Genomic DNA, 14,402 nt, shown 5'->3' with positions numbered 1-14,402 from the left:
CAGACCGCTCAGGATTCCGCGGGCACGCGGCACGCACCGATCCAGATGCTCCTGATCGCGCTGATGTAGCGCGCACCGCAGCGGTCGGACGGCACCACGAGCTGGCTCCCGACGGCGTCCAGCTCCCGACCGTCCAGGCGGGTGGCGAGCAGGATCGGCGCATCGCCGAAATCGGCGTCGATCTCCGCCCAGGCAAGGACGGTGTGGTGGCCGTCCCCGCCGGTGACGGCGAGCACGAAGCGCGAGCGGTCCTTGCGGCGCCGGGCGTCGAACGCGGGCAGCGCGTCGCCGGCGACCTCCCGGAGCAGGGGCCCGGAGAAGGTGTGGTGCTGCGGCCCGTTGGTGGCGCAGTCGAAGACCACGGCGGACTCGTGCTGCTCCCAGCGCTCGCGCAGATCCGCCACGGTCAGCGTGCCGGGACGGCCGATGTCCCCGCGCACGGCGAGGGTTCCCGTGCGTACGGGCATCGCGCGCGTGGGCGTGCCGGGCCGGCTCATCGGATTCCCCCTCCGGGCAGTCGTGGCTGCCGGGTCATACCCGGCAGCCACTCGAGGGAATCGTGGATGCGACCCGTTCGGCCGTTTCTCCTCGCTGGTGTGAGCTTGCTACGAGGTCTGGGCTGGCGAATTCCAGCTCATCCTTCGAGCCGGGGCCTAGCCCTTGAGGCCGACCGTCGCGCACGCTGCCTTGAACTCGGCCGTGCAGATCTCCTCGGTCTTGTAGATGCCGTCCTTGATGACCGTGGACTTGACGGTGTCCCGGGTCAGGGGGCGGACCGAGACCAGGAGGGAGGGGATCTTCTTCGTGGTGGCGTTCTCGGACCTGTCCCCGGCCAGGGCGTCGTACTCGACCATGCGGCCCTGGGCGATCCGGACCGCCATCTGCGCGGCGCCGACGGCCTCTTCGGGATAGGGCTTGTAGACGCTCATGTACTGCTCGCCCGTGACGATGCGCTGCACGGCCGACAGCTCCGCGTCCTGGCCGGTGACCGGCGGCAGGTCGGTGACGCCCGCGGCCTTGAGGGCCTTGATGGCGCCGCCCGCCATGCCGTCGTTGGCGGAGTAGACGGCGGCGATGTCGCCCTTGCCGATCGCGGTGATCGCGTCGGTCATGTGCTCGCCCGCGATCTGCGGCTTCCAGCCATCGGTGTCGTACGTCTTGGCGATGACCACCTGGTTCTGGAGCTGGGAGAGCGCGCCGTCCTTGAAGACGGCGGCGTTCGGGTCGGTCGGCGCCCCGTTGATCATGACGATCTTGCTGGTCTTGCGGGCGCTGCCGAGCGCCTTCAGGATCGCCTGGCCCTGGACCTGGCCGACCAGCTCGTTGTCGAAGGCCACATAGCCGGAGACGGGTCCCTCGGCGAGACGGTCGTAGGCGATGACGGGAATGTCCGCCTCCTTCGCCTTCTTGACCGCCGGTGCGAGTTTCTTGGCGTCCACCGCGCTCACCAGGATCGCGTCGACCTTGTCGGCGACCATCTGGTCGAGCTGGCTGTTCTGCTTGGCGGCGTCGCCCTCGGCGTTGGCGTAGACGAGCTTGCCCTTGCCGTTGGTGAGCTTCTTGACCTGCTTCTCGATGATGGGGTGGTCGAACTTCTCGTAGCGGGCCGTCTCCGTCTCGGGCAGGAGCAGGCCGACGGTGACCGCGTCACCCTTCCGCTCTTTCTGCGCTTTCCCGTCGTCCGAGCCGAGCAGGCTGCCGCATGCGGCGAGCGAGAGTGCCAAGGCGCTCACAGATACGGCGACGGTGGCTTCACGCATACGGGTTTTCATTCGCCCACTTCCTCGATCGGACCGCTTCGTTGTGATCCGAGGTGGCTGAAAGCCAACCCTGGAGCGTTCCCGGCGTCAAGGAGTCAACACATAACGAGATTGCAATGGAATATGCGTTTCAGTATTGAACTGTCCCGCATTGACACGTGACATCAGCGGCGGGACCGTGGCCGTTCATGACTCGTCAATGGTGGCGCTGTTCCGTGCGGGGCGGAGACTTCGGCCGGTGCAGCCGTACTCACCACGGAGGGCGCCGACGCATGACCGAACCGACGATGATCCGCACCGGACCGATCCGCTACGCCACCGCCGAGCGCTTCGCCCGCCCACGGCCCGTGCCGCACCCGGACCCCCACCCCGCCAGCGGTGAGATCTGCCCGCAGCTTCCCTCCCGGCTCGACGCGGTGATGGGCCCGCCCCTGGACCGCCACCCGCACGGCGAGGACTGTCTGAACCTGTCGATCACGACACCGGCCCGCGACGCCGGGGCCCGCCCGGTGCTCGTGTGGTTGCACGGCGGCGGGTTCAGCAGCGGAGCGGGGCTGCTGGACTGGTACGACGGCGGCGCGCTCGCCGCCCAGGGTGATGTGGTGGTCGTCGGCGTCAACTACCGCCTCGGCGCGCTCGGTTACCTCTGCCTCGACGGGACCAGCGAGGGCAACCTCGGTCTGTACGACCAGCTGGAAGCGCTCCGCTGGGTCGGCGCGCACATCGCCGCGTACGGGGGAGACCCGGCCAACGTCACGGTGCTCGGCCAGTCGGCCGGCGCCCTGTCCATTCGCCTCCTCCTCGAGCTGCCGGAGGCCGAGGGGCTCTTCCGTCGCGCGATCCTGCAGAGCGCCCCGCTCGCGCTCGCGGCACGCCCCCGCAAGGAAGCGCAGGTTCTGGGCCGCCTCTTCGCCGACTTCCTCGCCACGGACCCGTACACCGCTGACGTGTCCGCGATCCTGGCGGCCCAGCGGGAGACCGCCCTGGCCAACCTGAGCCGGTCCGGCAGCACGATGGAACCCGCGTTCACCCCTGTCGAGACCGAAGACGCCGGCTCCTCCCACACCTTGGAGGGGTACGTACGGGGCCTCGACATCCTCTACGGCTGGAACCTGGACGACATGACCGCGTTCCCCGGCGAGGGGGACGACGCGGCGGAGCTGACCCGCCTCACCTACGAGGAACCCCTCGCCCTCTTCGGGGCGCGCGCGGCACGTGCGGGCGCCCAGGTGCACACATACCGCCTCGACTGGCGCCCGGCGGGTTCACCCTTCGGCGCCACCCACTGCCTCGAACTCCCGCTCCTTTTCGGCTCGCGCGAGGCGTGGCGGGCGGCGCCGATGCTCGGGTCCGTCCGCTGGGAGGACGTGGACGCACTGGGCTCGAAGCTGCGCACCGCCTGGCTCACGTTCGCCCGCACCGGGACGCCCGGACGGATGTCCGCACCGCTGCACCAGGGGCGGGTGCCCGACTAGGGCCTCAGGAGCCGTCGTCGTCGAGGGGCTGCCATACGGCTCGGCCCTGCTCGGTGCGGACCCGTCCGAACACCACATCGGCGAAGTGGATGCCGAAGCCGATCGTGCCGGGCTCCTGGAGTTCCTCGACGAGGCGGCGGCGGAAGTCCGCGGACCGGACGGAGTCGTGGTCGGGGGCCGCGGACCACTCGGGGTGGCCGACCTGGACGGGGGAGTGGAGCGCGTCACCGAAGGCGATGAGGCGTCGTCCGTCGGAGCCCTGCCCGCCCGCCGTGATGACGTAGGCGGCGTGGCCCGGCGTATGGCCGGGGATGAACCGCACGCGTACGCCGGGGAAGATCTCCTGGTCGTCCGCCACGGTCCGCACCTTCGGTGCCAGCGCGTCGAGCGTCTCCTTGCTCGTGCCGTGTGCCTCAAGGAGATGGCGTTGTGACCACTCGGGCTCGGCCACCAAGTAGTCGGCCCGGGTGAAGGCGGGGCTGTCACTGCCCGGTCCCGGATGCCAGGCCCAGCCGATGTGGTCGGTGTGCAGGTGGGTGAAGGCGACCGCTTCGATCTCCTCGGGCGCGCGGCCGAGCGCGGCGAGGTTCTCCAGGAGCGCGCCGCCCTGGATGGCGCCTATCGCGCTGCCCGGCTCGGCGGGGAAGGACCGCGGCCCGAAACCGGCGTCGATCAGCAGGGCCCGGTCGCCGTGCTCCACGAGCAGGCCACCGATGCCCGCGGTGAGGTGGCCGGTCTCGTCCACGTACTCGGCATGGGTGGCCCAGTCCGCGTCGGTGCTGGCCGGCAGCCAGCCGCGCGGCGTGAGCTGGACGGCTCCGTCCGGCACGTACGTCACCTTCGTCTCGCCCAGTCGCAGGGAACGGATGCCGGAGGGGCGGCGCAGCCGTGCGGTCGCGGTGTGGTGCTGGGAGGAAGTGGTCATGGGGACGACTATATGCATCAAGCTTGAATCATTCAAGCTAGTAATATGCAGACTGGATGCACTTGCTAGGCTTGGCCTCATGACGAACCCTGAATCGCAGGCCATCGCCGAGCGGCAGCTGTGCGGCCTGGTGAACGGGATGGCCGACCAGATCGCGGAGCATCTGCGTGAACGCGCCGTCAGTCTGGGGCTCACCGCTCCGCAGGCGACCGCCCTGCGTGAGCTCGCGGGGCCCATGACCATGCGCGAGCTCGCCGAACGCATGAGCTGCGAGCCCTCCAACGCCACCTTCGTCGTGGACAAGCTGGAGAAGCAGGCCCTGATCGAACGGCGCCCGCATCCCTCCGACCGCCGCGCCAAGCAGCTGGTGCTCACCTCGGAGGGTGTCGCGCTGCGGGAGCGGCTCCTGGGGATGCTGGGCGAGGACTCGCCCCTCGCCGCCCTCACGCAAAAAGAGCAGGACGCGCTGCGCGACCTGCTCCAGCGCGCCATTTCCCGCCCGAGGTGAGACCAGAGGTCCACAAATTTCCGCAATGTGGTGGGGGTCCAGGGCCGGTCGGGTGAAATCTGTTGAGCTTGCCCGCGCCGTGACGGCCATCTCGTGCTACTGTTGATCGTAGTTGCAGTTGTGGTTCCCATAAGACTTCAAGTGCCTTTGGTGGATCTATTCCGCCGGGCACTTTTGTATTTCCGGGAGAAGTTTTCCCGGACGGGGCAATCAACGTGGCGACGCCGGGGTCCGCACAGTGCGGGTCTCGGAGCTTGCCCCGAAGGAGATATTTAGTATGGCTACTGGCACCGTGAAGTGGTTCAACTCGGAAAAGGGCTTCGGCTTCATCGAGCAGGAGGGTGGCGGCCCCGACGTCTTCGCCCACTACTCGAACATCGCCACCCAGGGCTTCCGTGAGCTTCAGGAAGGCCAGAAGGTGAACTTCGATGTCACTCAGGGCCAGAAGGGCCCGCAGGCCGAGAACATCGTTCCTGCCTGACGCTGAAGCGTAAGACGACGCTGGTGCCCGCGCCTCACGGCGCGGGCACCAGCTCGTTGCTGTTTAAAGAAGATTTGTCTTTTATCCGGCTCGTGCTTGCAATTCGTTCGGTTGAAATTCACCGAGAATTCCTCGATGCGTGCCATATCGAGGAAGGTTCTCCATGAACCGTTCAGCTCGCACGAACGACCGCTATTCCAATCCCCGTAACGGCGGCGGCTCCCGCGGTGCCAGCCCCCGCAACGGTGGCGGCCGCCCCGGCAACCGCTCCGGCGGCCAGGGACGCCGACCCGCCGCCCCCCAGGGTGAGTTCGCCCTGCCGGTCACCATCACCCCGGGCCTGCCCGCGGCGGAGACCTTCGCCGAGCTCGACATGCCGGCCCCGCTGCTGAAGACGCTCACCGGCCTCGGCGTGACCGAGCCGTTCCCGATCCAGGCGGCCACGCTGCCGAACGCCCTCGCGGGCCGGGACGTACTGGGCCGCGGCCGCACCGGCTCCGGCAAGACCCTCGCCTTCGGGCTCCCGCTCCTCGTGCGCCTCGAAGGTCAGCGCGCCGAGTCGAAGCGGCCCCTCGCCATGGTCCTCGTTCCCACTCGGGAGCTCGCCCAGCAGGTCACCGAGGCACTCACTCCGTACGCCCGGTCGCTGAAGCTGCGTATCGCCACGGTCGTCGGCGGCATGTCGATCGGCAGGCAGGCCGGAGCCCTGCGCTCCGGTGCCGAGGTGCTCGTCGCCACGCCCGGACGCCTCAAGGACCTCATCGAGCGCAAGGACTGCCGTCTGGACCGGGTGAGCATCACCGTCCTCGACGAGGCCGACCAGATGGCCGACATGGGCTTCATGCCCCAGGTCACCGAACTGCTCGACCAGGTGCGCCCCGACGGTCAGCGGATGCTGTTCTCCGCCACGCTCGACCGCAACGTCGACCTGCTGGTCCGCAGCTACCTCCATGACCCCGTCGTGCACTCGGTCGACCCCTCCAAGGGCGCCGTCACCACGATGGAGCACCACGAACTGCATGTGCACGGCGCCGACAAGATGGCGACCGCCACCGAGATCGCGGCCCGCGACGGCCGGGTGATCATGTTCCTGGACACCAAGCACGCAGTCGACCAGTTCACCAAGCACCTGATGGGCAGCGGCGTACGGGCCGCGGCGCTGCACGGCGGCAAGTCGCAGCCCCAGCGCACCCGCACCCTCGCCCAGTTCAAGACCGGCGCGGTGACGGTCCTGGTGGCCACGAACGTCGCCGCACGCGGCATCCACGTCGACAACCTCGACCTGGTGGTCAACGTCGACCCGCCCATCGACCACAAGGACTACCTCCACCGCGGCGGCCGTACGGCCCGCGCAGGTGAGTCCGGCAGCGTCGTCACCCTCGTGACGCCCAACCAGCGCCGTGACATGAACCGCCTGATGTCCGCCGCGGGGATCAGGCCGCAGATCACCCAGGTGCGCTCCGGCGAGGCCGCGTTGAGCCGCATCACCGGCGCGAAGGCCCCCTCCGGTGTGCCGATCGCCGGCAGCAGCGCGCCCAGCACGGAGCGCCCCAAGCGCGGCGGCGCCCCCTTCCGGGGGATGGGCACGCGTCCCGGGCAGCCCGGCCGCTCGGGCGGCGGCTCCCGCCGGACCGCCGAATCCCGCGAGATGGCGGAGGCCCGTAAGGCCGCACGGGTGCGTCGCGCTGCCTGAGCACCGCCCTGAGCGCCATCCCGAGTCCCGTGAAGACCGTTCTTGACCTACGGGTCAAGAACGGTCTAGGCTCCTGGTCATGGGAAGGCCGAAGCAGTTCGATCCGGACGCCGCCGTAGAGCAGGCCATGGACGTGTTCTGGCGCAAGGGATATGCCGCCACCACGCCCCAGGACCTCGTGGACGCGCTCGGCATCGGCAAGGGCAGTCTCTACAACACCTTCGGCAGCAAGCACGCCCTGTTCGAGCGGGCGCTGCGCCGCTACCGCGACAGTCAGGCCGTGGCTCTCATCGAGATGCTCGAGGAGTCGGGGCCCGTGAAGGAGCGGTTGCGTGCGGCGCTGTGGCTGCTCGTCGAGATGGACCTCGCCGATCCTGACCGGCGCGGCTGTATGGCGGTCAACGCCGCCGCGGAGCTGGCCGGCACGGACGAGGTGGCGACCGAGCTGGTCCGGCGCATGTTCGACCGCACCGAAGAGGCCTTCTCCGCGCTGGTGGAGAAGGGGCAGCGAGCGGGGGAGATCGACTCCGCCCGTGACGCTCGCGCCATCGGGAGCCTGCTGCTGACCACGGTCGTCGGTCTGCGTCTGATGGCCCGGGTCGCGGAAGGACCGGAGCGCCTGTCCAGGGTGATCGACGCGACGGTCGACTCTCTCTGACCTTTCCGGCCCGTTTTTCGGGTGGGTTTCGGCTGCTGACGTGTACCCATGTTTTGTACCTGTAGTTCAAAAAATATGTGTCTGAAGGAGCTGGGGAAGCATGAAGCTCGACCTCGAGGGCAAAACCGCCGTCGTCACCGGTGCCAGCCGGGGAATCGGCCTGGCCACCGTCAAGGTGCTGATCGACGAGGGCGTACGTGTCGTGGGCGCGGCCCGCACCATCACCCCCGAACTCAAGGAGTCGGGAGCCTTCGCCGTGTCGGCCGACCTCGGCACCCCGGAGGGGGTGGCCGCCCTCATGGACGGCGCCTTCGCCGAACTGGGCGGCATCGACCTGCTGGTGAACAACGTCGGTGGCGGTGACGCCGTGGAGCCGGTCGGTTTCCTCGACACCGACGACGCGCAGTGGCAGGGCGTCTTCGATCTCAACCTGCTCAGCGCGGTCCGGGTCAGCCGCGCCGCGCTGCCGAGCCTGATCGAGCGCCGCGGTGCGATCGTCAACGTCTCCTCCATCAACTCCCGCCTCCCGGCGGCCGGTCCCGTCGCCTACAGCGCGGCCAAGGCCGCCCTCACTTCTCTGGGCAAGTCGCTGGCCGAGGAGTTCGGGCCGCAGGGGGTGCGGGTCAACACCGTCTCGCCCGGCGTGGTGCGCACCGCCATCTGGGAGGACCCCGACGGCTTCGGCGGCAAGGTCGCGGCCGGGTTCGGGGCCGAGCACGCGGAGTTCCTCACGCAGATACCGACGGCGTTCAACATCACCAGCGGGCGGATCACCGAGCCCCGGGAGGTGGCGTCACTGATCACGTTCCTGCTCTCGGAGGTGGCTGGCAACGTCACCGGTGCGGACTACGTGATCGACGGGGGCACGGTCAAGACAGTCTGAGGCCTAGGGGGCGATGGGGGTCCAGGGGTACGTGCCTCTTCCTGTACGGCTAGCTGATTTGCCTAAAGGTATTAGGCAACTGCATAATCGGCTCAGCCGAAGAGGAGGAAGGGCATGGTTCGCGCAGGACTGACCGTGGAGCGCCTGGCGCAGGCCGGGGCGGAGCTGGCCGACGAGGTCGGCTTCGAGCAGGTGACCGTCTCGGCGCTCGCCAGGCGCTTCGACGTCAAGGTCGCGAGTCTGTACTCGCATCTGAAGAACTCGCAGGACCTCAAGACGCGGATCGCCCTCCTCGCCCTTGAGGAACTCGCCGACCGGTGTGCTGCCGCGCTGGCAGGGCGGGCGGGGAAGGACGCGCTGACCGCGTTCGCCGACGTCTACCGCGACTACGCGCGTGAGCACCCCGGGCGCTATGCCGCGGCCCGGCTGAGGCTCGACCCGGAGACGGCCGCCGCCAGCGCGGGCGTCCGGCACGCACAGATGACGCGGGCGATCCTGCGCGGCTACGACCTGACGGAGCCCGACCAGACCCACGCGGTCCGGATGCTGGGCAGCGTCTTCCACGGCTACGTCAGCCTGGAGATGGCGGGCGGTTTCAGCCACAGCGAACCCGACTCGCAGGAGACGTGGTCCCGCATCCTGGATGCCCTCGACTCCCTGTTGCGGAACTGGCCCGCGTCCTGACCTGGGCTCGACCGGGGCCGGACCGGGCCGACTTCCGTGGGGGCGGCGGCGTATCGCCGCATCGGCGCCTCCCGACACCTCAGACACCATGATCAGCAGGCGGAGACCATGCACACCGAGCACCACGATCACATCGAGCATCACGATCACACCGAGCACCACGACTGGATCACCACACCCATCACCGAGGACATCCTGCGCGGCGCCCACGACCTGGAGCGCACCGCGCACGGCGTCCTGCCGCACCGGCTGCCCGCACGGGCCCGCGCCCAGTGCACCGACGGACAGCTGGCCATGGCCGAGTCCCAGCCCGCCGGTGTACGCCTCGTCTTCCGCACCCGGGCCACCGCGCTCGAACTGGACACCCTGCCCACCAAGCGTGACTACGTGGGTGCCCCGCCCCGCCCGGAGGGTCTCTACGACCTGCTCGTGGACGGCCGCCTGGCCGGTCAGGCCTCCGTGAGCGGCGGCAACACCCTGACCATCGACATGGCTGCCGGGACCTTCGAGCACCGGCCCGGGCCGGTCGGCACCCTCCGCTTCACCGAACTGCCCGACGGCGCCAAGGACATCGAGATCTGGCTGCCGCACAACGAGACCACCGAACTCGTCGAGCTGCGCACCGACGCACCCATCGAGCCCGCACCGGACCGGGGCCGCAAGGTGTGGCTGCACCATGGCAGTTCGATCAGCCATGGCTCCGACGCCGCGAGCCCCACGACCACTTGGCCCGCCCTCGCCGCGTCCCTCGGTGGTGTGGAGCTGATCAACCTGGGGCTCGGCGGCAGTGCGCTGCTCGACCCGTTCACCGCGCGCGCCCTGCGGGACACGCCCGCCGACCTGATCTGCCTCAAGATCGGCATCAATGTGGTCAACGCCGACCTGATGCGTCTGCGTGCCTTCGGCCCCGCCGTCCACGGCTTCCTCGACACCATCCGTGAAGGCCACCCGCGTACGCCGATGTTGGTCGTCTCGCCCATCCTGTGCCCCATCCACGAGGACACACCCGGCCCCAGCGCGCCGGACTTCAGCAATATCAGCTCGGGGCGGCTGCAGTTCCTCGCCATGGGTGATCCGGCGGAGCGTGCGAGCGGGAAGCTGACGCTCGGTGTCATCCGCGAGGAGCTGGCCAGGATCGTGGAGCAGCGGGCGGCAGAGGATCCCCACCTCTACTACCTCGACGGGCGTGAGCTGTACGGAGAGGCCGACTCGGCCGAGCTGCCGCTGCCCGACCAGCTCCACCCGGACGCCGCCACGCATCGGCTGATGGGAGAGCGGTTCGCCAAGCTGGCGTTCGAGACCGACGGTGCCTTCGGCGGCATCGGCGTCGGCATCGGCGGCATGGGCGCCTTCGAGGGCTGAGGGGCCCGAAGTCGTGACTCACCCGAGGTCGGCGCGTGCCTTGGCTCCTTGGGTGAGCAGCCACTGGACGACGTCACCGGCGCCCTGCGCGCGGGCGATGTCCAGGGGTGTCATGTCGTCGTAGCCGATCCAGTTCACCTGCGCGCCGAGCTGCAACAGGCGCTCGGCGGTGCGGAGTTGACCTCCGTGACAGGCGCCCCAGAAGGCGCTGGTGAGCTCGGACGCGGTGGGGGAGTCCGGGGTGGCGAGGAACGCCTCCACCTGGTCGAGCAGGCCGAGGGTGGCCGCGTCCTGCAGGTCCGCGCGGGCGCCGTGCTCCAGGAGCCTGCGGGCTGCCCGCCATTGGCCGAAGCCGCGCGCGTCGGCGAGCGGGGTGCCGCCGCCGATGACGGCACCGGACGCCTCGATGTCGGCGCCCGCGGCGATGAGGGCGTCCACCGCGATGACGTCGTCGTTGCTGGCGGCCCAGTGCAGAGGCGTTTCGGTGTGGGCGCCGACGAAGCGGGCGTCGGGGTCGGCGCCCGCCGCGGCGAGGGTGGCGATGACCGCATCGGCGCGGGGGTGGTGGCCGGGCCAGTCGGTGGCGATGTGCAGCAGACTCCGCTGTCCCGCGGCCCGACCGTCCTGACTGATCCGGCTGGTGGCCAGTGCCGGGTGGTCGGCCAGGAGCCGGCGCAGCGCGGGGATGTCGCCCTTCCGGATCGCCTCGGTCACCGAGATGGCCGACGGATCGGTGGAATCGAGGATGTCCATGAAGGGGAGGCCTCCTGCTCGATCGATTTGGTCCAGACCTATTGACGGAAGGTCTGGACCTCTTTACGGTGTGGCGCGTCGTACCACTTACGTCTCCAGGCACCACAGTCCAGGAGGTAAGCGTGTCATCCCGAACCTTCCCCCACGCCCCCGCCCCGCGCCGTGCCCCCTCCCGTCTCCTGGCAGCCGGTCTGGCGATGGCCTTCGCCGTGCCGGTGCTCCTCGGAGCGGCACCGGGCATCGCGGCACCGCACGACGGCCGGGACGACTCCCGGGCCGCGCGGGTCGCACAGGCCGGCCACGACGCCCGGGGTGCCCAGGACGAGACGTGCGCGGTCAAGGCGAAGCCCACCGGGAAGGTGCTTCAGGGCTACTGGGAGAACTGGGACGGAGCCGCCAACGGCGTTCACCCGCCGTTCGGTTGGACCCCAATCACCGACACCCGGATGCGCGACCACGGCTACAACGTGATCAACGCGGCGTTCCCCGTCATCCGCTCCGACGGCACCGTCCTGTGGGAAGACGGAATGGACTCGACGGTCAAGGTCGCCACCCCGGCCGAGATGTGTCAGGCGAAGGCGAACGGCGCCACGATCCTGATGTCGATCGGCGGCGCGGCGGCGGGCATCGACCTCAGCTCCAGCAAGGTCGCCGACCGCTTCGTCGAGACCGTGGTGCCGATCCTGAAGAAGTACAACTTCGACGGCATCGACATCGACATCGAGACCGGCCTCGTAGGCAGCGGCAACATCAACCAGCTCTCCGCGTCCCAGGCCAACCTCGTCCGCATCATCGACGGCGTCCTGGCCAGGATGCCGTCGAACTTCGGCCTGACGATGGCACCCGAGACGGCGTACGTCACCGGGGGCAGCGTCGCGTACGGCTCGATCTGGGGCGCGTACCTCCCGATCGTGAAGAAGTACGCGGACAACGGTCGCCTCTGGTGGCTGAACATGCAGTACTACAACGGAAGCATGTACGGCTGCTCCGGTGACTCCTACTCCGCCGGAACCGTCCAGGGATTCGTCGCGCAGACGGACTGCCTGAACAAGGGCCTGGTCGTCCAGGGCACCACGATCAAGGTCCCTTACGACAAGCAGGTCCCGGGCCTGCCCGCACAACCGGGCGCGGGCGGCGGCTATATGGCCCCGAGCCTGGTGGCCCAGGCGTGGAACCACTACAACGGCGCGCTGAAGGGCCTGATGACCTGGTCCATCAACTGGGACGGCTCGAAAGGCTGGACGTTCGGCGACAACGTGAAGCGGCTTCAGTCGTAGGCCGGTTGAGGCTGCGGCGCGCAATGCTGCGGGGCGGGATCAGACGCGCTTGGGCGGGGACAGGATCGTCATGTCCAGCGGGCCCATGGTGACCACCGATTCGGAGACCCCGGAGGTCCAGACGGTGTCACAGACGGTGCAGGTGAAGCGGTTGGAGAGGCCGTCTGTGTGACGGCCGCATCGTGGGCACTGCTCCGTGGTGAAGTATGCGTCTGCCATGGCTGTGCACCCGTCACTAGGCCTTCCGTCCGATCGCGTCGCCGGATCCCGCTGTCAGTCCTGAACAGTTCTGCATGCTCGCAGGGGCAGGGGGCCGGGAGAAGTCCGGCCCCCCGCGCCGCCGTGTACGACGGGCGGCAGAGCAAGTGAAACTCACCAGGACGAGGTCCGACAGTAAGTTGAAGGCGGAAGGTCCCATTAACCTCATGCGTGGAGACGTCAGATGTCACGTGCATCCACCCTGAGGAGGCGATGGTGCTCGGAACGAGCACGCGGTTGGTCGCGGGGGCCATGACCCTGGTCTGCATGATGCTCATCGGCCCCAGTGCACCGAGCGACGCGCTCTTCGCGAGGCCACCCGTCGAGCCCGTCCGGGATGTCGTGCCGAACCGGGTCATGACGTGGAACATCTGCAACCCCTGCGCCGAGAGCGACGTCGACCGGGCCGCGGAGATCGCCCGGCACGCGCCGCAGGTCATCGGCCTGCAGGAGGCGTGCGTGGGTGACGTCGAGAGGATCCGGGACTATCTCGAGTATCTGCACGGGCTGGTCTACCACGTCGAATACGGTTCGGTGCTGCGCAGTTGGGGCCGCTGCGGGGGAGTGCCGTGGAGCCCGGGGGGCTTCGGCCAGGCGGTCCTCTCGGCAGCACCGATGACGGACCGCGTGAACGTGGAGTACCCCGACGGCGGGTCCGAAGACCGTGGGTACATGGGAGTCACTACGAGCGTGGGCGGCCGGTCCGTCCGGGTCTTCATCACGCACCTCGCCCAACGACAGCAGGAAGCCGTCCGGGCCGCCCAGGTCGATGTGCTCGCCGCGGCCGTCGCCCGGCACGACCGCGCCATCGTTCTCGGCGACTTCAACGCCGTGCCGGAGTCTCCCGAACTCGCCCCGATGTGGAAACTGGCCACGGACGCGGACCCGCAGTGCCGTCCCTCGCTCGCCGGCACCTGCACTCCGACCACCGACTGGCGGAGCAAGTTCGACTACATCTTCCTGCGAGGCATCAACCCGCTCAGGCACCGGGTACAGCTCACCTCGTACTCGGACCACGACATGCTGCTCGCCGACTTGAAGCCCATCTAGCGGGAGCCTGAGGGGGCCGGCGAGGGGTCCGCCGCTTCCCGTGCGGCGATCAGCGGTCCCAGCAGGCGGGTTCCCGTCCCCACCTTGCCGCCGGGGCCGGGAAGCTGGGTCGTGTCGGCCACCGTGAGCGGCTCCCGGCAGGCTCCGCAGGCCATGACCGGCGTGGTGACGTGCCCGCAGGCGTCATGGCGGACCTTGGCCGGGGGGCCCGCGGGTCCCGCGTACCACTTGTCGCCCCAGGCCATCAGCGCCAGCAGCACGGGGTAGAGCTCCTGACCCTTCTCCGTGGCCACGTACTCCTCGCGGGGCGGGCTGTCCTGGTACCGCTCGCGGGTCAGTACGCCTTCCTCGACGAGCCGGGCCAGTCGCGCGGCGAGGACCTTGCGGGACAGGCCGAGGTCCTCGGCCAGCTCGTCGAAGCGGCGGATGCCGACGAGGACGTCGCGCATGATCAAGGCCGTCCAGGCGTCGCCGAACACGTCGGTCGCGCGGGCGATCGAGCAGGCGACATCGGAGAGAGGGGTACGGGTCACGCTTCCACCGTAAAGGCCTGGGTTCCCTCAGGGAACTCGGCGGTGCTAGGTTTCTTGAGGGAACCTGATCCTGACCCTGGTCCTGAACCTGATCGTCGAGGA

General features: G+C 69.2%; 16 protein-coding genes. 10 read left to right on the top strand and 6 right to left on the bottom strand.

Annotated elements, in window-relative coordinates; translation table 11 throughout:
- Positions 1–8: 8 nt before the first annotated feature.
- Together AB0E78_RS12280 and AB0E78_RS12275 are read right to left on the bottom strand one after the other, a co-directional pair.
- On the bottom strand, positions 9–497 hold the full coding sequence (locus AB0E78_RS12280) for a molybdopterin-dependent oxidoreductase (RefSeq protein ID WP_361831073.1): 489 nt from the start codon (positions 495–497) through the stop codon (positions 9–11).
- A gap of 156 nt (positions 498–653) precedes the next feature.
- Positions 654–1,760, bottom strand: a complete 1,107-nt coding sequence (locus AB0E78_RS12275; RefSeq protein ID WP_361831070.1) for a substrate-binding domain-containing protein — start codon at positions 1,758–1,760, stop codon at positions 654–656.
- A 272-nt stretch (positions 1,761–2,032) separates the two neighbouring features.
- Here AB0E78_RS12275 and AB0E78_RS12270 point away from each other — a divergent pair, with 272 nt between their 5' ends.
- Positions 2,033–3,235: a carboxylesterase family protein gene (locus AB0E78_RS12270; RefSeq protein WP_361831067.1), complete on the top strand. Its 1,203-nt coding sequence runs from the start codon at positions 2,033–2,035 to the stop codon at positions 3,233–3,235.
- Between the two features lie 4 nt (positions 3,236–3,239).
- Here the strand turns inward: AB0E78_RS12270 and AB0E78_RS12265 are convergent, their stop codons facing one another.
- A complete protein-coding gene (locus tag AB0E78_RS12265; RefSeq protein WP_361831064.1) occupies positions 3,240–4,160 on the bottom strand; it encodes an MBL fold metallo-hydrolase in 921 nt (306 codons plus the stop codon).
- Positions 4,161–4,239: 79 nt separating this feature from the next.
- On the opposite strand from AB0E78_RS12265, the gene AB0E78_RS12260 reads away from it, so the two are divergent.
- The 7 genes from AB0E78_RS12260 to AB0E78_RS12230 all read left to right on the top strand — a co-directional run bounded on the left by AB0E78_RS12260 (position 4,240) and on the right by AB0E78_RS12230 (position 10,429).
- A complete protein-coding gene (locus AB0E78_RS12260) occupies positions 4,240–4,668 on the top strand; it encodes a MarR family transcriptional regulator (RefSeq protein WP_361831061.1) in 429 nt (142 codons plus the stop codon).
- 277 nt (positions 4,669–4,945) lie between these two features.
- Entirely contained in the window at positions 4,946–5,149 is a 204-nt protein-coding gene (locus AB0E78_RS12255; protein WP_100598391.1) for a cold-shock protein, read from the top strand.
- A gap of 163 nt (positions 5,150–5,312) precedes the next feature.
- Complete coding sequence (locus AB0E78_RS12250; RefSeq protein WP_361831057.1) at positions 5,313–6,842, top strand: DEAD/DEAH box helicase; 1,530 nt, start codon at positions 5,313–5,315, stop codon at positions 6,840–6,842.
- 79 nt (positions 6,843–6,921) lie between these two features.
- Positions 6,922–7,500, top strand: coding sequence for a TetR/AcrR family transcriptional regulator (locus AB0E78_RS12245; RefSeq protein ID WP_361831054.1), 579 nt, complete (start codon positions 6,922–6,924; stop codon positions 7,498–7,500).
- A gap of 100 nt (positions 7,501–7,600) precedes the next feature.
- Positions 7,601–8,383, top strand: a complete 783-nt coding sequence (locus AB0E78_RS12240) for an oxidoreductase (protein WP_361831052.1) — start codon at positions 7,601–7,603, stop codon at positions 8,381–8,383.
- A 114-nt stretch (positions 8,384–8,497) separates the two neighbouring features.
- A complete protein-coding gene (locus tag AB0E78_RS12235; protein ID WP_361831049.1) occupies positions 8,498–9,067 on the top strand; it encodes a WHG domain-containing protein in 570 nt (189 codons plus the stop codon).
- Between the two features lie 108 nt (positions 9,068–9,175).
- On the top strand, positions 9,176–10,429 hold the full coding sequence (locus AB0E78_RS12230; RefSeq protein ID WP_361831046.1) for a GDSL-type esterase/lipase family protein: 1,254 nt from the start codon (positions 9,176–9,178) through the stop codon (positions 10,427–10,429).
- Positions 10,430–10,447: 18 nt separating this feature from the next.
- On the opposite strand, the gene AB0E78_RS12225 is transcribed toward AB0E78_RS12230, so the two are convergent.
- A complete protein-coding gene (locus AB0E78_RS12225; RefSeq protein WP_361831043.1) occupies positions 10,448–11,182 on the bottom strand; it encodes an ankyrin repeat domain-containing protein in 735 nt (244 codons plus the stop codon).
- A gap of 197 nt (positions 11,183–11,379) precedes the next feature.
- Here AB0E78_RS12225 and AB0E78_RS12220 point away from each other — a divergent pair, with 197 nt between their 5' ends.
- The gene (locus tag AB0E78_RS12220) at positions 11,380–12,459 is read left to right on the top strand and encodes a chitinase (RefSeq protein WP_361831744.1); all 1,080 of its coding nucleotides are present in this window, start codon (positions 11,380–11,382) and stop codon (positions 12,457–12,459) included.
- 39 nt (positions 12,460–12,498) lie between these two features.
- On the opposite strand, the gene AB0E78_RS12215 is transcribed toward AB0E78_RS12220, so the two are convergent.
- Positions 12,499–12,678, bottom strand: a complete 180-nt coding sequence (locus AB0E78_RS12215) for a hypothetical protein (RefSeq protein WP_361831040.1) — start codon at positions 12,676–12,678, stop codon at positions 12,499–12,501.
- A gap of 252 nt (positions 12,679–12,930) precedes the next feature.
- On the opposite strand from AB0E78_RS12215, the gene AB0E78_RS12210 reads away from it, so the two are divergent.
- Complete coding sequence (locus AB0E78_RS12210; protein WP_361831038.1) at positions 12,931–13,767, top strand: endonuclease/exonuclease/phosphatase family protein; 837 nt, start codon at positions 12,931–12,933, stop codon at positions 13,765–13,767.
- Here AB0E78_RS12210 and AB0E78_RS12205 read toward each other — a convergent pair.
- Complete coding sequence (locus AB0E78_RS12205; RefSeq protein WP_361831035.1) at positions 13,764–14,300, bottom strand: helix-turn-helix domain-containing protein; 537 nt, start codon at positions 14,298–14,300, stop codon at positions 13,764–13,766. The two genes, AB0E78_RS12210 and AB0E78_RS12205, sit on opposite strands and share 4 nt — an antisense overlap.
- Positions 14,301–14,402: the final 102 nt, after the last annotated feature.

Source organism: Streptomyces sp. NPDC032198, assembly GCF_040636975.1.
GTDB lineage: Bacteria > Actinomycetota > Actinomycetes > Streptomycetales > Streptomycetaceae > Streptomyces.
This window is presented reverse-complemented; position numbering and strand designations above follow the sequence as displayed.